Genomic DNA, 15,922 nt, shown 5'->3' on the forward strand with positions numbered 1-15,922 from the left:
GCTTTACCCTCCCCCGCGCTGCCCCTACATCTGGGGCAGTTTCAGGGGGCCGGAATGAGTGATCCGCAAGAGCAAGAAAACCTGCGGCTGAGCCGCGCCGAGGCCGAGGCAGAACTGCCCGGCCTTGTTGCGCGTGTGGAGGCGGCCAATGCCGCCTATCACAGGCTCGATGCGCCCGAGATTTCGGATGCCGATTACGACGCTTTGAAGCGGCGGCTTGCGGCGATCGAGGCGAACTTCCCCGATCTGAAGCGCCCTGACAGCCCGACTGCACAGGTGGGCGCCGCGCCCGCCGAGGGGTTTGGCAAAGTCTCTCATGCGGTGCGGATGCTCAGCCTCGAAAACGGGTTTTCCGAGGAGGACATCGCCGATTTCGTCGAGCGGATGCGCAGCTATCTGGGCCTTGCGGCGGAGGTGCCGCTCGCCTGCACCGCCGAGCCGAAGATTGACGGACTTTCGCTTTCCTTGCGCTACGAAAACGGTCGGCTGGTGCAGGCCGCTACTCGCGGCGATGGCGCGGTTGGCGAGAATGTGACCGAGAACGCCCGCACGATTGCGGATATTCCGCATCGCCTCACCGGCGCGCCCGAGCTGCTCGAAGTGCGCGGCGAGGTCTATATGAGCCACGCCGATTTTGCCGCGCTGAACGCGCGCCAGACCGAGCGCGGCGAGAAGACCTTTGCCAACCCGCGGAACGCGGCTGCGGGGTCGCTGCGCCAGCTTGATGCCCGCATTACCGCGGCACGGCCTTTGAAGTTTTTCGCCTATGCCTGGGGGGCGCTTTCCGAGCCGCTTTCCGATACGCAATTTGGCGCCATTGCACGCCTCAAAGCATTGGGATTTCAAACAAATCCGCTCACTCTGCTGTGTGCGGACCTGCCCGCGATGCTTGCCCATTATCGCGCGATCGAGGCGCAGCGGGCGACCTTGGGCTATGACATCGACGGCGTGGTCTACAAGGCGAACGATCTGGCGCTGCAGGCGCGGCTCGGGTTCCGCGCCACCACGCCGCGGTGGGCGCTGGCGCATAAATTCCCCGCCGAACTGGCCTGGACCCGGCTCGAAAAGATCGAGATCCAGGTGGGCCGCACCGGCGCGCTGAGCCCCGTGGCGCGGCTCGCGCCGGTTACTGTGGGCGGCGTTGTCGTCTCCAATGCGACGCTGCACAACGAGGATTATATCGCCGGGCGGTCTTCCAAAGGCGCGGAGATACGCGCGGGCAAGGATATCCGCGAGGGCGACTGGGTGCAGGTCTACCGCGCCGGGGACGTGATCCCGAAAGTGGCGGATGTGGATCTTGCGCGCCGCGACCCCGCTGCGCAACCCTATGATTTCCCTAATCTTTGCCCCGAATGCGGCTCGGAAGCGATCCGCGAGGAGGGCGATGCCGTGCGGCGCTGCACCGGCGGGCTGATCTGCCCCGCGCAGGCGGTGGAAAAGCTGAAGCACTTCGTATCGCGCGCCGCCTTTGACATCGAGGGGCTTGGCGCAAAACAAGTCGAGGCCTTTTACAAGGATGGCTGGATCCGCGAACCTGCGGAAATTTTCACCCTGCAGGCGCGCTTTGGCGCGGGGCTGCAACAGCTTAAAAACCGCGAGGGCTGGGGAGATAAATCTGCACAAAACCTCTTTGAGGCCATTGAGGAAAAACGCAAAATTCCGCTCGCCAAGCTCATTTTCGCGCTTGGTATCCGTCATGTCGGTGAAAGCTCGGCCGCGCTTCTTGCCACGCATTATCTGAGCTGGGCGCGCTTTGCCGAAGCGATGCGCGCGGCCCGCCCCGGCACGCCCGAGTGGGAGGAGCTTTTGAGCATTGATGGAGTGGGCGAGACGCTCGCCGCCTCGGTCACCGCCGCTTTTCATGAAGGTCCGGAATATGAGGCTATTCAAAGGCTTGTAGCGCATCTGATCATCGAGGATGCCGTGCTGCCCGCCTCGGAAAGCCCCGTTTCCGGCCTTACCGTCGTTTTCACCGGCACGCTGGAGCGGATGACGCGGGCCGAGGCCAAGGCGCGCGCCGAGGCGCTTGGCGCCAAGGTCGCGGGGTCGGTCTCGGCCAAGACCGATATTCTCGTGGCCGGTCCCGGCGCGGGCTCGAAGGCGAAGAAAGCGGCGGATCTGGGCGTGAAGGTGCTCGACGAAGAGGCCTGGCTTGCGCTGACGGGGCTTGCATGAGCGGGCGGCCCGCCGCGCTCTTTCCGCTTTTTGCCGGGCTCGCAACCCTGCCCGGCATTGGCGCAAAAACGGCCAAGGCTATGGAATCTCTTGGCATCACGCGCCCGCGGGATGTGCTCTTCACGCTGCCGCAAGGCGTGGTGGATCGCCGCCCCGTTGCCGCGCTGCGCGAGGTGGTGCCACCGGTCATTTGCACGCTGGAGGTCGAGGTTCTGGCGCATCATGCCGCGCGCAACCGCTCCGGCCCCACCCGCGTGGCGGTGCGCGATGGCGCGGGGGTCGAGTTCACCCTCGTCTTCTTCCATGCCCGCGGCGACTATCTGCAAAAGATCCTGCCCCTGGGGGCGAAACGGCTCATTTCCGGCAAGCTCGAGCTTTTTGACGGTGTGGCGCAGATGGTCCACCCCGAGCATATCCTGCCACCCGAGGAGGCGGGGGAGCTGCCGCGGTTCGAGCCGGTTTATCCGCTCACCGCGGGGGTCACGCAAAAGCTGATGGCGAAAGCCTCGGAGGGGGCGCTTGCGCGGCTCCCCGATCTTGCCGAATGGATCGACCCGGCGCTGATGGCGCGCGAAGGCTGGCCGGATTGGGCGGCGGCCCTGCGCGCGGCGCACCGCCCTGAGACGGGGGGGGAGACTGCGCCCGCGGCGCCCGCGCGCCAGCGCCTCGCCTATGACGAGCTTTTCGCGCATCAGATGACGCTGGCGCTTGCCCGCCGTCAGGCCCGCCATCCGAAGGGGCGGGAGACCAAGGGCACCGGCGCTCTGGCGCGCAAGGTGCTCGCCTCGCTGCCGTTCAAGCCGACGGGCGCGCAACTGCGCGCAAGCGCCGAGATTGTCGCCGACATGGCCGAGGCGCGGCGGATGAACCGGCTTTTGCAGGGCGATGTCGGCGCGGGCAAGACGCTGGTGGCCTTTCTTGCGCTGCTCAATGCTGTTGAGGCGGGCGGGCAGGGGGTCTTGATGGCCCCCACCGAAATTCTGGCGCGCCAACACCACGAGGGGCTCTCGGGGCTCGCCGCTGCGGCGGGCGTGCGGATGGAGGTGCTCACCGGCCGCGACAAGGGGCGTGAGCGCGCCCAAAAGCTCTCCGATCTGGCCGAGGGGCGGATACAGATCCTGTTGGGCACTCATGCAGTATTTCAAAAAGACGTGATGTTTCAGGATCTTCGGCTTGTGATCATCGACGAGCAGCACCGCTTTGGCGTCAACCAGCGGCAGGAACTTGGCGCCAAGGGCGAGATGGCCGACGTGCTGGTGATGACGGCCACGCCGATCCCGCGTTCGCTCGCGCTCGCGCAATATGGCGATATGGATGTGAGCCTGCTCGATGAAAAGCCGCCCGGGCGCCAGCCGGTGCAGACCGCGCTGGTCTCCACCGCGCGCATCGGAGAGGTCGTCGCGCATCTGCAAAAGGCGGTGGCGGAGGGGCGGCAGGCCTATTGGGTCTGCCCGCTGGTGGAAGAGAGCGAGCGGGTGGATCTCGCCTCCGCCGAGGAGCGGTTTGTGTCCCTGCGCGCGGCGCTTGGCGAGGGGGTGGTGGGGCTGGTGCATGGCCAGTTGCCGCCCGCCGAGAAAGATGCAGCGATGGCCGATTTCGTGGCCGGGCGGACCCGGGTGCTGGTGGCCACCACGGTGATCGAGGTGGGGGTGAACGTGCCCGCCGCCTCGATCATGGTGATCGAGCGGGCCGAGACCTTTGGCCTCGCGCAATTGCACCAATTGCGGGGCCGGGTCGGGCGCGGGGCGGCAAAATCCACCTGCCTCATGCTCTACCAAGCGCCGCTCACGGCGGGCGGCGAGCGGCGGCTGGCGATCTTGCGCGACAGCGAGGACGGGTTCCGCATTGCCGAGGAAGATCTGGCGATCCGGGGCGCGGGGGATGTGATCGGCACGGCGCAATCGGGACTGCCGCGGTTTCGCATTGCCGATCTCGAACATCAGGCCGGGTTGATGGCGCTCGCGCAGACGGATGCGCGCACTTTGCTGGCAAAGGATCCGGGGCTCGAGAGTGCCCGCGGGCAGGCGGTGCGGGCACTTTTGTGGCTGACCGAGCAGGATCGGGCGATCCGGCTGATTGAAGTTGGCTGAATGTTCTCAAAATGTTCTTGACCTGCCGAGAGCAATGTGAGAACAAAGTGGCAACAGAAAGGAGATGCCGATGCGCCAGCCCCCGACGATCCGCCCTCTTGAGGCCTTCGCAAGCCGCGCCCCCGCCGAGGTGGTGCAAGACACGATCGGCGCGCTCTCGCTCTGCGTCACCTTTGTTGCAATCCTGTTCCTGCCCGGGTTGTTCTGAGTTGCTAGCGCTCCGGTGCCGTGCTGCCGGGCCCGATACGAGTGCCGCTGTTTCCCGGTCAGGCGAGCCTGGCCAAATGTTCACTGCCTCGCGCTTTTGCCGCTGTCTGTCCCCAGCTGTGCGGCAGCCTGTCCCAAGGCCCAGTCAAAGCGCACCTCACGCCGCCATCTCCCGATGGCGGCGTTTTTTTGCTACATCCGGTAAGCGAGGCGCAACCCGCCCCAATGCCGTCCGGCCACGAAGATCGGCGCCGAGAGATCTTTCATCAGCACGAAATTGCCGCCGCCCATGTCGCGACGGTAGATCTGCAACAGGAAGGGGGCGGTCGATTGCCCCGCGCGCAGCCCGACCCGGTCGTTGAAGAGCCGCCGGTTGCGGCAGTTTGCGGCGTTCCAGACCGGATCCGCGCTCTGCGGCTGCGAGAATTTGCGGTTATGCGTCGGCAGATAACCGTTCCGGTCCACCGCGGCACAGAACACCACATCGGGCGAGAGCTTCAACATGCGCTCCTGCACATCGGGCAGCACCGCATCGGTGAAGGCGGTGAAGGGTGCGAGGATCTGCGCCGGATCGGTGCCTGCAATCGGCGTGTAGCGGCTGTCGAAAAGCGTCGCGGCAGTGATCTGGCCGGACCGGATCGCCGTATCGAAGAGCCCGGCGATCTCGGCCGCGGCCCCCTGTGCGGCGCGGATGAAGCCATCGTCAGCCGTGGCGCCGCCGAGTTCGACGGCCTCCTGCACGATCGTTTCGCCGGCGAGAATCAGCGCCTGGGTTTTCTCGGTCGCCTGATGCACCTCGGCCGAAGTGCTCGCCATGCCCTCCGACATATGCCGGAACGCCGGGCCAAAGGAGGCGTTGGCCGCATTCACTTCGGAGGCGCGCGCCGCAATGTCACCCACGGCCTCGCGGGTGAGTTTCAGCCCGTCGAGCATCCGGCCGAGCGCGCTGTCGGTTCCGGCCGCGCCGCTCAGCACCGCCTCGACATCGGCCGAAATCGCCCCGGCCTCGTCACGCAGAGCGCCCACCGAATCGCTCAAGCCGCCAACCGCGTCGCCGATTCCCTCGGCCGCGCCAGCGGTCTTGCGCGACAGTTCGTTGATCGCTTCGGCCACCACAGCAAAGCCACGCCCGGAATCGCCCGCCCGCGCCGCCTCGATTTTCGCGTTGATCGCCAGGATGTTGACCTGCTTCGCGATGGACTTGATTTCGGCATTCTCGGTTTGCACGCGGGTCAGCGTCGCGTTGAGCTCTTCCATTCGCGTGATGGCCGCGCGCACCCAGGCAGCGATGGTTTGCGCATGGCTGCCGGTTTCACGCAATTGCGCCACCGTGCCCTCGACGAGATCCAGTGTCACCTCGGCCGAGCGGCCGACCCGCTCGGCACCGTCCAGTACGCGGGCATTGGCGTCCTGAACCGTTTCGGCAGAGGATTGCGCCTTGCGCAGAAGGGACATCTGGGCATCGATATGGCGTTCGAGCGCATCAAGCGCGCCCGCCACTTCGGCGACATCGCGGCCAAGTTCGAGGGCATCCTGGGCAATGCGGTTGATGCGTGCCTCGGTCTGGGCGGGCTCGGGGGATGGCATCGGGCTCTGGGTCATCGCTCGCTCTGGCTGGTTCGCGCCACCATGCCACGGGGGTCTTGCGCAAGCGTTAAGCGCAGCGGGTCATTTTCGCAGCGCGCTGAGCACCGCATCGGGGGCAAGCAGGATCGAGGCATGTCGGTTGGGGTAGGCGCGCGCGGCGATCAGCACCTCGTAGTCGGCAAAGGGCGCAGCCGGCACCGGGCCGCCGGTGAGCATGGCCGCGAGCGCGTCGCGCAGCGCCGCCACCTCGGCCTCGGATCGGCCAATCACGTGGCGCGCGAAAATCGAGGCTGAGGCCTGCCCGAGCGCACAGGCATGCACGGTCTGGCTGTAAGCGGTGATGCGGCCGTCCTCGATGCGCAGCGCGACCGCGATATTCGAGCCGCACAGCGGGGCCCGCTGGGTGGCCTCGTGCGTCGGCGCGGCAATCGGATCGGTGAGCGGAATGTCGGCGGCGAGCGCCAGCACCCGGTCGGCATAGAGTTTGAAGAGATCCTGCTCGCTCATCGGCGCCCTTTTCTGCCGGCCTTTTGTTTACCGGTCCAGGGCGTTAGATAGGGCGGATCTGCGAGGGAGGAAAGCATGGGTTTCGAAGTGAGCCGCCTGAAATACGACGCGAACGGGCTGATCCCGGCGATTGCGCAGGATCATGCGACGGGCGAGGTGCTGATGATGGCCTGGATGAATGCCGAGAGCCTCGCGCGCACGCTTGAGAGCGGGCAGGTGACCTATTGGAGCCGGTCGCGCCAGAGCTTCTGGGCCAAGGGCGAGAGTTCGGGCCATGTGCAGAAGCTTGTGGAGTTGCGGGTGGATTGCGACCGCGATTGCCTGTTGATGCTCGTCGATCAGACCGGGCCGGCCTGCCACACCAACCGCCGCTCGTGCTTTTACACGGCGGTGCGGGAGGGGGAAGAGGTCGAGATTCTCACGCCGATGGATCTGTGAGAGCCCCCGGGGCGCTGCCCCGGACCCCGGGATATTTGTTGCAAGATGAAAGGCTAGAGCCCGACAAGGCGGCGGATGTCTTCGGGGGTTGCGCCTTCGGCGCGGTATTTTGCAAGCGCGCGGGCATCGTCGCGTTTGGCGAGGCGCTTGCCCTGATCGTCGCGGATCAGCCCATGGTGGTGGTAGACCGGGACGGCGAGGCCGAGCAGCCTTTGCAACGTGACATGAATGGCGGTCGCGGCGAACAGATCCTCGCCCCGGGTGACATGGGTGATGCCCTGAGCGGCATCATCGAGCACCACGGCGAGGTGATAGGAGGTGCCCATCTCGCGCCGGGCGAGCACGACATCGCCCACCGCGCGGATCATGCCGTCGCGCGTGATCTGGGGGTGGCCGCGATGGGCGGGGCCGGTTTCCGTGAATGCGCAGTCGGTGGCGGCAAGGTCCATGCGCAGCCGCAGCGCCGCCTCGGGGAGGGGTTGGCCGGGGCGGGCCGCGCTGCGCGCCCGGCAGGTGCCGGGGTAGAGGAGGCCGTCCGGCCCCAAGGGCACGCCCTCCTGCGGCGCGGAGGCGGCGGCCTCGATATCGCGGCGCGTGCAGGTGCAGGCGTAAAGGAGGCCCGCGGCCCAGAGCTTTTCGAGACAGGCGCGATAGGCGGGAAGGCGTTCGGACTGGCGCAGCACCGCGCCGTCCCAGCGCAGGCCAAGCCAGCGCAGATCCTCGTAAATCTGCGCCTCCCAGGCGGGTTTTGAGCGCGCCCGGTCGATGTCTTCGATCCGCAGCAAAAACTGCCCGCCCGCCGCGCGCGCCATGTCATGCGCCACGATGGCGGCATAGGCGTGGCCCAGATGCAGCGGGCCGGTGGGCGAGGGCGCGAAGCGGGTGATCATGCCTGCGCGGCAAGCCAGGCGGAAAACACCTCCTTGGCGCGGTCGGTATAGCCCTTGTAGCGGTCTTTCCGGCCCTTGCGGCCGCCGCGCGCCTCCTCCAGCGGCGGGAAGAGGCCGAAGTTCACGTTCATCGGCTGGAAGCTTTTGGCCTCGGCGCCGCCGGTGATGTGGTTCACAAGCGCCCCCATCGCGGTTTCAAAGCCGGGTGGCGGCAGGGTTTGGCCCTTCATTTCGGCGGCGGCCATGCGGCCTGCCAAAAGCCCCATCGCCGCGCTTTCCACATAGCCCTCAACGCCCGTCACCTGACCGGCGAAGCGCAGGTTTGGCCGGCTGCGCAGGCGCATCTGTTCATCAAGCAGGGTCGGCGCATTGAGGAAGGTGTTGCGGTGAATCCCGCCAAGGCGTGCGAAAGAGGCATTCTCCAGCCCCGGAATCATCCGAAAAACAGCGGTTTGCGCGCCATACTTCATCTTCGTCTGAAAGCCGACGATATTGTAGAGCGTGCCGAGCGCATTGTCGCGGCGCAGCTGCACCACGGCATAGGATTTGGTGGCCGGGTCATGCAGGTTGGTGAGGCCAACGGGCTTCATCGGCCCGTGGCGGAGCGTTTCGCGCCCGCGCTCGGCCATCACCTCAATCGGCAGGCAGCCATCAAAATAGCCCGCCGTCTCGCCTTCATGAAATTCGGTCTTTTCGGCGCTCAGCAGCGCGTCGATGAAGGCTTCATATTGCGCGCGGTCCATCGGGCAGTTGATATAGGCCTTTTGGTCCTCTTCGGTCTCGCCCTTGTCGTAGCGGCTCTGGCGCCAGGCGATGTCCATGTTGATCGTCTCGGCATGGACAATCGGCGCGATCGCATCGAAAAAGGCGAGGCTCTCGGCGCCCGTCGCGGCGCGGATGCTTGTTGCCAGCGCGCCCGAGGTGAGCGGGCCGGTGGCGATGATCCAGCGCCCCTCGCCGGGCAATTCGCAGATCTCGCCCGGAGCGAAGGAAATCAGCGGATGGGCGCGCAAAGCCTCTGTCACCGCGGCGGAAAATGCCTCGCGGTCCACGGCGAGCGCACCGCCCGCCGGGAGCGCATGGCGGTCCGCCATCTGCATGATCAGCCCGCCCGCGGCGCGCATCTCCCAGTGCAGAAGGCCTACGGCATTGCGCTCATCGTCATCCGAGCGGAAGGAGTTCGAGCAGACCATCTCGGCGCAATCGCCGGTCCGGTGCGCGAAGGTGCCCACTTTGGGGCGCATCTCGTGCAGCACCACGGGCACGCCCGCCTGCGCCGCTTGCCACGCTGCTTCCGAGCCCGCAAGGCCCGCGCCGATGATGTGAAGTGTGTCCGTCATGGCGCCGATTTAGGGCGGTGACGGCGAAAAGGAAAGCCCCGTCAGATCAGCGCCACACGCTCGCGGCGCTCGGGATCCGGGAAGGGGCGATAGACGCCGACCGTGTAGGAGGCGATCATCCCGTGCATCAGCTCGTAATGGCGCATCTCGCTTTCCGAAAGCTTGGCAATGGCCCGGAACGTGGTTTCGAGCGCGGCGAGATCTTCAAGCTCGATCTCGAGCAGGAACGCTTCGTGCAGATCGCTCGCAAGCCCCATCTTGCGGCGCAAAAGCCGCCAGCCGCCGATCAGATCGAGCGCTTTCAGCTCGCCCATCCATTGTTCGACCGAGGCCGCGAAGGCCAGCGCTTTCGCGTCACTCTTCAACTCGATCATGCAGTGATAGAGATTCATGCTTTTCTCCCGCAGGTGAGGGCAGAAAAGCACGAATCCCTTGAAATTGCCTTAAACGGTGCCGATCAGGAGCCGGGCAGGAAGGCCATCAACCCGCGCCGGTCAAAGCTGACACCGCGCCCGCTGCCGAAGCTCGTATGAATGCCGAGCCCGAAGGTCGCTTCGGTGTTCATGCCGTCGCCATCCATCAGCCCGAGGCTGCCCGAGATTTCCACCCCCGAGGGCAGCGCATAGCTGAGCCGTGCATCGGCGCGCATCATGTCATTGGTGGAGGTGTCGAGCGCCTGATAGCTCGCGCCCAAGGTGAGCTGGTCGTTCATCATCATGTCGGCGCCGAAACCGTAGCTCGTCACCATCCGCGTACCGGTGTCGATCTTGCCGAAATCGCCGGAGACAGTGGTGTTGCCAAAGCTCTTGCGCAGCTCGGCGCCGTAATGGGAGGCATCATCGCCATCAACCCATTCGTGGCCGAGATAGCCGCCAAGCGAGAGCCCGCCATCGGCATGGAAGATGGCATGCGTGGTGAAGGCGGTGCCAGAGACATTGGCGGCGCCAAAGTAGCTTTGCGCCAGATCGAACTGCAGCCCGACACGCGGTGTGAGGCCATATTCGAGCGCGCCCTCAAGCGTGGTCTTGTGGGTGCCACGCGCGCCGGCATCGGCAAGGCTCGAATAGTCAAGACCGACCTCGGCCCCGGTGACAACCCCTTCGGCCGATGCGCCCATGGGAAGGAGCGCCAGCGAAACGGCCCCGGCCGCTCGCGCGACCATCCTGATAAAGTCCTGCATCTTCAACCTCATAAAGTTCGTTCTTGGTCTTATTCGAGTGTTTCGGGGGCGTCCTCGTCCCCTTGGTCGGCGACGCGGGCAACGGAAACGACTTCCTCCTCCGCGCCGGTATTGAACACTTTCACCCCGCCCGCCGAGCGCGAGCGGAAGGAGATCCCCGCCACCGGGCAGCGGATCGACTGGCCGGTGGAGGTGGCGAGCATGATCTGGTCGCTGGCCTCGACCGGGAAGGAGGCAACAAGCGCACCCGAGCGGTCTGCCATCTTGAAGGCGGTGACGCCGAGCCCGCCGCGGCCACGCACCGGGTAATCGTGGCTCGAGGAGATCTTTCCGAGCCCCTTGGCGGTGACAGTGAGGATCAGATCCTGCGCTGCACGCATCTCGGAATAGCGGGCATCGCTCAGTGTGCCCTCGGCCTCGCCCCCCTCGTCCTCGGCCTCGGTCTCGACTTCCACCTCGCTCTCGTCCGCGCCCATTTCGGCGCGCAGCCGTTTGAGGAAGGCGGCGCGCTCCCAAGGCTCGGCCTCGAAATGGCGGATGACGGACATGGACACGACCTTGTCGCCCTCCGCCAGCCGCACACCGCGCACGCCGGTGGAGGAACGTCCCTTGAAGATCCGCACTTCCGGCACCGGGAAGCGGATCGCGCGGCCCGACGCGGTGACGAGCATGATATCGTCATCCTCATGGCACATGCGCGTGTCCACGAGCGTGACCCCCTCGGGCAGCTCCATCGCGCGCTTGCCGTTCCGCATCACCTTGGCGAAATCGGAAAGCGCGTTGCGGCGCACATCGCCATCCGAGGTGGCGAAGAACACCTGAAAATCGTCCCATGATTCCTCGGGCTCATCGACCGGCATCAGCGCGGCGATCGAGACCCCTTGCGGGATCGGCAGGATGTTGACGATCGCCTTGCCCTTGGAGGTGCGCCCCGCAAGCGGCAGGCGCCAGCATTTGAGCGAATAGACCATGCCGTCTGTGGTGAAGAACAGAAGCTGGGTATGGGTATTGGCCACGAAGAGGGTGGTGACGACATCGTCTTCCTTCGTCGCCATCGACGAAAGCCCCTTGCCGCCGCGGCGCTGCGCGCGGAATTCGACCAAAGGCGTGCGTTTGATATAGCCGCCCGAGGTGATCGTCACGACCATGTCTTCGCGCTCGATCAGGTCTTCGTCTTCCAGATCGCCCGCCCAGTCGACGATCTCGGTGCGGCGCGGCACGGCGAAGAGCTCTTTGACCTCGCGCAGCTCGGTCGCGATGATCTCCATGATCCGCTCGCGCGAGGCGAGGATGGCGAGGTAATCGCGGATCTTGCTCGCCAGATCGGCAAGCTCGTCCGTCACCTCCTGCACGCCCATCGCAGTGAGCCGTTGCAGGCGCAGATCGAGAATGGCGCGGGCCTGAATCTCGCTCAGGTTATAGGTGCCGTCCGCGTTCACCGGATGGAGCGGATCGTCGATCAGCTTGAGATATTCCAAAATGTCATGCGCGGGCCAGCGCCGCTCCATCAGCCGCTCGCGGGCCTCCGCCGGGTCGCGCGAGGCGCGGATCGTGGCGACCACCTCGTCGACGTTGGAAACGGCCACGGCAAGACCGCAGAGGATATGGCTGCGCTCGCGCGCCTTGCGCAGCTCGTAAGCCGTGCGCCGCGCTACAACTTCCTCGCGGAAAGTAATGAAATGGCTCAGAAAGTCGCGCAAGGTGAGCTGCTCGGGCCGGCCGCCGTTCAAGGCCAGCATGTTGCAGCCGAAGGAGGTTTGCAGTTGCGTGAACCGGTAGAGCTGGTTCAGCACCACATCCGCCGTGGCGTCGCGCTTGAGTTCGATCACCACGCGCACGCCGACGCGGTCGCTCTCGTCGGCGATGCCGGAAATCCCCTCAAGCCGTTTTTCGCGCACCAGATCGGCGATTTTCTCGATCATCGCGGCCTTGTTCACCTGATAGGGGATCTCGTCGACGATGATGGCGAACCGGTCCTTGCGGATCTCCTCGATCCGGGTCTTGGCGCGGATGATCACCGAGCCGCGGCCCTCGAGATAGGCTTTCCTTGCGCCACCGCGCCCCATGATCTGCGCGCCGGTCGGGAAGTCGGGACCGGGCACGATCTCCATCAGCGCTTCCGACGACATGTCGGGGTTGGCGATCAGCGCGAGCGTCGCATCGACCACTTCGCCAAGGTTGTGCGGCGGGATGTTCGTCGCCATGCCGACGGCGATGCCGCCTGCGCCATTGACGAGCATGTTGGGGAAGCGCGCGGGCAGAACCGTGGGCTCGCGGTCCTTGCCGTCATAGTTGTCCTGAAAATCGACCGTGTCCTTGTCGATATCGGCCAGGAGGAAGGCGGAGGGCTTGTCCATCCGCACCTCGGTGTAGCGCATCGCTGCCGCGCTGTCGCCGTCCATCGAGCCAAAGTTGCCCTGCCCGTCAAGCAGCGGCAGCGACATCGAAAAATCCTGCGCCATCCGCACCAGCGCATCGTAAATCGCGGCATCGCCATGCGGGTGGTATTTCCCCATCACATCGCCCACCGGCCGCGCCGATTTGCGATAGGGCTTGTCATGCGTGTTGCCGGTCTCGCTCATCGCATAAAGGATGCGGCGGTGCACGGGCTTCAATCCGTCGCGCAGATCGGGGATGGCACGGCTCACGATCACGCTCATCGCGTAATCGAGATAGGCGGTCTTCATCTCCGAGGCGATCGAGACCACGGGGCCGGCATGGGCTGGCCGTTGCGGGGTTTCACCAAGGCTGTCCGAGCTGTCGGGAGTATCGGTCACGCTGTCGTCTTCTTCTAGATTTTGTTATGCCATCTTATAGCGCAACCAATGCCTTGGGTGCAATCGGCAAGAACGCGCCCGCGGCGGCGCGGCGACGGCTTGCGCGGGCTCTGGCTCAGCGCTGCGCCTTGGCGCGGGCCGCCGCGATCCAGAGCAGCACGAGCGCAAGCGAGATCAGCGCGTTGAGGTTGGGCATGGTCACGCCCATCAATTGCCAGGCGATCTCGTCGCAGCGCACGAGCGGCGCGGCATTGATCTGGGCCAGCAGATCCGCCGCCGAGGCGCCTTCGAGCGGGTTCGAGGTGCAGGCGTCGGGGCCTTCGAAAATGTGCCGCTCGACCCCGGAATGATAGATCCCGAGCCCGGTCGAGAGCGCCATGATCACCGCGCCAAGAGAGGCGAAGATCTGCGGCAGCCGCAGCGCCACGAGCACAGCGCCGAGAAGTGCTGCCGCGAGATGCGGCCAGCGCTGTAGCACGCAGAGCTCGCAGGGCGGATAGCCCAGCGCCTGGAAGATGAGCGCCCCGCCAAGCAAAGCCGCCGAGCCTGCGGCGGCCAGCGCGATCAGGACGCGGGAAGAAAGGGCAGGGAACATCACAGATACCTCAGAGCATAGAAGCCGCCGATCAGCGCCACGACGAAGAGCGTGAAGAGCAGTCCGAGCCAGCGCTCGATGAAGGCGCGGATCGGCGCGCCGAATTTCCAAAGAAGAGCCGCGACGATAAAGAACCGCAGCGCCCGCGCCAGCACCGAAACGCCGAGGAACAGCCACAGGTTCAGATGCGTGGCCCCCGAGAAGATGGTGATCACCTTGTAGGGGAAGGGGGTGACCCCCGCGATCAGCACCGCCCAGCCGCCCATCGCGTTGAACCGGGCCGCGAGACTGTCGAAGGCGTCGGCCTTGCCGTAGAAGTCGAGAATGGGTTGGCCGAGCGTATCCATGAAGCCATAGCCGATCGCGTAGCCAAGCAGGCCGCCCGCGACTGAGGCGAGGGTGGCGACAAGTGCGATCCGCCAGGCCTGGGCCCGCGCCGCGAGCACCATCGGGATCAAGAGCACATCGGGCGGGATCGGGAAGACCGAGCTTTCGACGAAAGCCACGAGGGCAAGCGCCCACAGGGCATGGGGTCCGCCGGCCTGCTGCATCGTCCAGTCGTAAAGCCTGCGGATCATGTCTGCTCCCGTCCCTGCCTTGCGATGTCTCGCCTCTCGCGGAGGCAAGGTCAAGCTCCGGATCTTCGGTGCGGACGCCGGAAGGGCTTGTCAGAGCGGCGCGGCGCGGCTAAGTGCAGAGTGCTGGCCCGAGTGGCGGAATGGTAGACGCAGGGGATTCAAAATCCTCCGCCGCAAGGTGTGCGAGTTCGAGTCTCGCCTCGGGCACCAGCTTGAAATAATAAGACAAAATCGGATCAGTGCGCGGGCGGATTTAGGTGTCTTCGGAGCAGTTTCCACATTCATGTTTTGGTCTTGTTCTGTTCCGCCAGAGTCATCGCGGCTTTGGAACGCCGTTTGCGATTCGCCTTTGAGCGGTAATAGGCGATCATTTCCGGTGTCTGGTTTGTGATCGACTGGATCTGCGCATCGCTGCACCCGGCCTCGGCAAGCCGCACGATCGCGAGCTTGCGCAGCCCGTGCAAAGTGAAGGGCTTCGCCTTGTCGTCAAGCGAGATGCGCCAGGTGCGAAATGCCTTTCGATTGCAGAGTGGCCGAGCGGCTCGGTGAGGTTCTTGGCGAGAATGAAGGTTCCGCGGCGCTGCTGCCGCGCAAAGAAGGCGCGCAGGCTCGGGGGGCTGTAGACCTCGATCCGGGTGTCGGTCTTCTCATCAAGCACATCCATCCAGTCGCCGCGAAAGTCGTCATGCCGCAGTCCGATGGCCGCATTGGGGCGCTGGCCGGTGCCGAGGATCTCTGCCGCGCTGGAGTTCGTTCGGGAGGGGGACACTCTCATCGTGACGAAGCTCGACCGTCTGGCCCGCTCGGTGCGTCACCTGGGCGAGATCGTGGAGACCCTGGAGCGCAAGAAGGTGGGGCTGAGGGTGCTCGACCTGGGGCTCGATACCGGCAACGCCACGGGCAAGCTGATGCTGAACGTGCTTGGGGCCGTGGCGCAGTTCGAGCGGGAAATGATGCTGGAGCGGCAACGGGAAGGCATCGCCAAGGCCAAGGCCGATGGGAAATACAGGGGCCGCAAACCCACCGCTCAGTTCAAACAGGCTGAGGCTCTGGCCCTCTTGGCGGCAGGAACCCCGAAGCGAGAGATCGCCCGCAAACTCTGTATCTCGGAGCGCTCTGTCTATCGCGTCCTTTCGGCGGCGGCTTGAACCCCTTGTTCCCATCAACAAGCAGGAGAACCCCATGCTTCGCAAAATCATTGCCCTCTATCGTGTTTCCATCCTGATCTGGTGCGCCCTGATCTTGGCCTCAACCGTCCTCGGCGGGCTGGCCTTCGTCATCGAAGGGGCCACACCTCAGGAACGATGGTCAGGCGTCGGGATGATCCTCGGAGGGACCTTCTTCACGGTGTTTGTCGCCGGGAGCTTTGCTCTGGCCTTCGATAACAACGCCCACCTGCGCAAGATCGCAGAGGGCTTAGAGAAAGACTGAGACGGCCCTCTGAGGCCACGGTGAGCCCCTAACAGGTTGCTGAAATAGTCAGGCGACGAGAAGGATCTTCCGTGATCGGGAGTTTCTGCGGCTGCGTGTCCCTCCGGGCCGCCACGCTTCCGCGTCA

At 65.3% G+C, this 15,922-nt stretch carries 15 protein-coding genes, 1 tRNA gene and 1 pseudogene; 7 read left to right on the forward strand and 10 right to left on the reverse strand.

Translation table 11 applies throughout. From position 1 onward, the window contains the following. Nucleotides 1-54: 54 nt before the first annotated feature. The 3 genes from ligA (at nucleotide 55) to CRO22_RS18865 (ending at nucleotide 4,473) form a co-directional block, all read left to right on the forward strand. Nucleotides 55-2,175, forward strand: coding sequence for an NAD-dependent DNA ligase LigA (gene ligA, locus CRO22_RS10615; protein ID WP_097070114.1), 2,121 nt, complete (start codon nucleotides 55-57; stop codon nucleotides 2,173-2,175). After that, a complete protein-coding gene (recG, locus tag CRO22_RS10620; protein ID WP_097070115.1) occupies nucleotides 2,172-4,265 on the forward strand; it encodes an ATP-dependent DNA helicase RecG in 2,094 nt (697 codons plus the stop codon). Before ligA ends, recG begins: the two co-directional genes overlap by 4 nt. A gap of 70 nt (nucleotides 4,266-4,335) precedes the next feature. Then, nucleotides 4,336-4,473, forward strand: coding sequence for a hypothetical protein (locus tag CRO22_RS18865; RefSeq protein ID WP_176518618.1), 138 nt, complete (start codon nucleotides 4,336-4,338; stop codon nucleotides 4,471-4,473). Nucleotides 4,474-4,664: 191 nt separating this feature from the next. Here the strand turns inward: CRO22_RS18865 and CRO22_RS10625 are convergent, their stop codons facing one another. Both CRO22_RS10625 and CRO22_RS10630 read right to left on the reverse strand, forming a co-directional pair. Beyond that, nucleotides 4,665-6,074, reverse strand: coding sequence for a methyl-accepting chemotaxis protein (locus CRO22_RS10625; RefSeq protein WP_141399438.1), 1,410 nt, complete (start codon nucleotides 6,072-6,074; stop codon nucleotides 4,665-4,667). Between the two features lie 66 nt (nucleotides 6,075-6,140). Then, complete coding sequence (locus CRO22_RS10630; RefSeq protein ID WP_097070116.1) at nucleotides 6,141-6,566, reverse strand: iron-sulfur cluster assembly scaffold protein; 426 nt, start codon at nucleotides 6,564-6,566, stop codon at nucleotides 6,141-6,143. 75 nt (nucleotides 6,567-6,641) lie between these two features. Here CRO22_RS10630 and hisI point away from each other — a divergent pair, with 75 nt between their 5' ends. Beyond that, nucleotides 6,642-7,004, forward strand: a complete 363-nt coding sequence (hisI, locus tag CRO22_RS10635) for a phosphoribosyl-AMP cyclohydrolase (protein WP_097070117.1) — start codon at nucleotides 6,642-6,644, stop codon at nucleotides 7,002-7,004. A gap of 53 nt (nucleotides 7,005-7,057) precedes the next feature. Here hisI and gluQRS read toward each other — a convergent pair whose 3' ends face one another. The 7 genes from gluQRS to CRO22_RS10670 form a co-directional block, all read right to left on the reverse strand. Continuing rightward, complete coding sequence (gluQRS, locus tag CRO22_RS10640; protein ID WP_097070118.1) at nucleotides 7,058-7,894, reverse strand: tRNA glutamyl-Q(34) synthetase GluQRS; 837 nt, start codon at nucleotides 7,892-7,894, stop codon at nucleotides 7,058-7,060. Then, nucleotides 7,891-9,234: a methylenetetrahydrofolate--tRNA-(uracil(54)-C(5))-methyltransferase (FADH(2)-oxidizing) TrmFO gene (gene trmFO / locus CRO22_RS10645; RefSeq protein ID WP_097070119.1), complete on the reverse strand. Its 1,344-nt coding sequence runs from the start codon at nucleotides 9,232-9,234 to the stop codon at nucleotides 7,891-7,893. The genes gluQRS and trmFO overlap by 4 nt, the downstream gene beginning before the upstream one ends. 41 nt (nucleotides 9,235-9,275) lie before the next feature. Further along, nucleotides 9,276-9,626, reverse strand: coding sequence for a DUF6614 family protein (locus tag CRO22_RS10650; protein ID WP_097070120.1), 351 nt, complete (start codon nucleotides 9,624-9,626; stop codon nucleotides 9,276-9,278). Between the two features lie 65 nt (nucleotides 9,627-9,691). Further along, nucleotides 9,692-10,414, reverse strand: coding sequence for a porin family protein (locus CRO22_RS10655; protein ID WP_141399439.1), 723 nt, complete (start codon nucleotides 10,412-10,414; stop codon nucleotides 9,692-9,694). 29 nt (nucleotides 10,415-10,443) lie between these two features. After that, nucleotides 10,444-13,101 (reverse strand): DNA gyrase subunit A, encoded by a 2,658-nt coding sequence (gene gyrA / locus CRO22_RS10660; RefSeq protein WP_394341493.1) that lies wholly within the window; start codon nucleotides 13,099-13,101, stop codon nucleotides 10,444-10,446. A gap of 205 nt (nucleotides 13,102-13,306) precedes the next feature. Continuing rightward, nucleotides 13,307-13,786, reverse strand: a complete 480-nt coding sequence (locus CRO22_RS10665) for a disulfide bond formation protein B (protein WP_097070123.1) — start codon at nucleotides 13,784-13,786, stop codon at nucleotides 13,307-13,309. Then, entirely contained in the window at nucleotides 13,786-14,364 is a 579-nt protein-coding gene (locus CRO22_RS10670; protein WP_097070124.1) for a YqaA family protein, read from the reverse strand. Before CRO22_RS10670 ends, CRO22_RS10665 begins: the two co-directional genes overlap by 1 nt. A gap of 126 nt (nucleotides 14,365-14,490) precedes the next feature. On the opposite strand from CRO22_RS10670, the gene CRO22_RS10675 reads away from it, so the two are divergent. Continuing rightward, nucleotides 14,491-14,574 (forward strand) — tRNA-Leu (locus CRO22_RS10675). A 71-nt stretch (nucleotides 14,575-14,645) separates the two neighbouring features. On the opposite strand, the gene CRO22_RS10680 is transcribed toward CRO22_RS10675, so the two are convergent. Then, the gene (locus tag CRO22_RS10680) at nucleotides 14,646-14,828 is read right to left on the reverse strand and encodes a site-specific integrase (protein ID WP_097070125.1); all 183 of its coding nucleotides are present in this window, start codon (nucleotides 14,826-14,828) and stop codon (nucleotides 14,646-14,648) included. Between the two features lie 267 nt (nucleotides 14,829-15,095). Between CRO22_RS10680 and CRO22_RS10685 the strand changes: the two are divergent. Beyond that, nucleotides 15,096-15,512, forward strand: a pseudogene (locus CRO22_RS10685) (recombinase family protein); the annotation flags it as partial. Nucleotides 15,513-15,546: 34 nt separating this feature from the next. After that, nucleotides 15,547-15,795 carry a hypothetical protein gene (locus CRO22_RS10690; protein ID WP_097070127.1) on the forward strand — a complete coding sequence of 83 codons (249 nt, stop codon included), beginning with the start codon at nucleotides 15,547-15,549 and terminating at the stop codon, nucleotides 15,793-15,795. Nucleotides 15,796-15,922 lie beyond the last annotated feature (127 nt).

It is taken from the genome of Rhodobacter maris (genome assembly GCF_900217815.1).
Taxonomy (GTDB): domain Bacteria; phylum Pseudomonadota; class Alphaproteobacteria; order Rhodobacterales; family Rhodobacteraceae; genus Rhodobacter; species Rhodobacter maris.

Coding starts and splice junctions, on each gene's coding strand:
- recG (WP_097070115.1), top strand. CDS start 2,172: ATGAGCGGGCGGCCCGCCGCGCTCTTTCCGCTTTTTGCCGGGCTCGCA.
- gyrA (WP_394341493.1), bottom strand. CDS start 13,101: ATGAAGACCGCCTATCTCGATTACGCGATGAGCGTGATCGTGAGCCGT.
- CRO22_RS18865 (WP_176518618.1), top strand. CDS start 4,336: ATGCGCCAGCCCCCGACGATCCGCCCTCTTGAGGCCTTCGCAAGCCGC.
- hisI (WP_097070117.1), top strand. CDS start 6,642: ATGGGTTTCGAAGTGAGCCGCCTGAAATACGACGCGAACGGGCTGATC.
- CRO22_RS10665 (WP_097070123.1), bottom strand. CDS start 13,786: ATGTTCCCTGCCCTTTCTTCCCGCGTCCTGATCGCGCTGGCCGCCGCA.
- CRO22_RS10650 (WP_097070120.1), bottom strand. CDS start 9,626: ATGAATCTCTATCACTGCATGATCGAGTTGAAGAGTGACGCGAAAGCG.
- trmFO (WP_097070119.1), bottom strand. CDS start 9,234: ATGACGGACACACTTCACATCATCGGCGCGGGCCTTGCGGGCTCGGAA.
- CRO22_RS10625 (WP_141399438.1), bottom strand. CDS start 6,074: ATGACCCAGAGCCCGATGCCATCCCCCGAGCCCGCCCAGACCGAGGCA.
- CRO22_RS10670 (WP_097070124.1), bottom strand. CDS start 14,364: ATGATCCGCAGGCTTTACGACTGGACGATGCAGCAGGCCGGCGGACCC.
- CRO22_RS10630 (WP_097070116.1), bottom strand. CDS start 6,566: ATGAGCGAGCAGGATCTCTTCAAACTCTATGCCGACCGGGTGCTGGCG.
- CRO22_RS10690 (WP_097070127.1), top strand. CDS start 15,547: ATGCTTCGCAAAATCATTGCCCTCTATCGTGTTTCCATCCTGATCTGG.
- ligA (WP_097070114.1), top strand. CDS start 55: ATGAGTGATCCGCAAGAGCAAGAAAACCTGCGGCTGAGCCGCGCCGAG.
- gluQRS (WP_097070118.1), bottom strand. CDS start 7,894: ATGATCACCCGCTTCGCGCCCTCGCCCACCGGCCCGCTGCATCTGGGC.
- CRO22_RS10655 (WP_141399439.1), bottom strand. CDS start 10,414: ATGCAGGACTTTATCAGGATGGTCGCGCGAGCGGCCGGGGCCGTTTCG.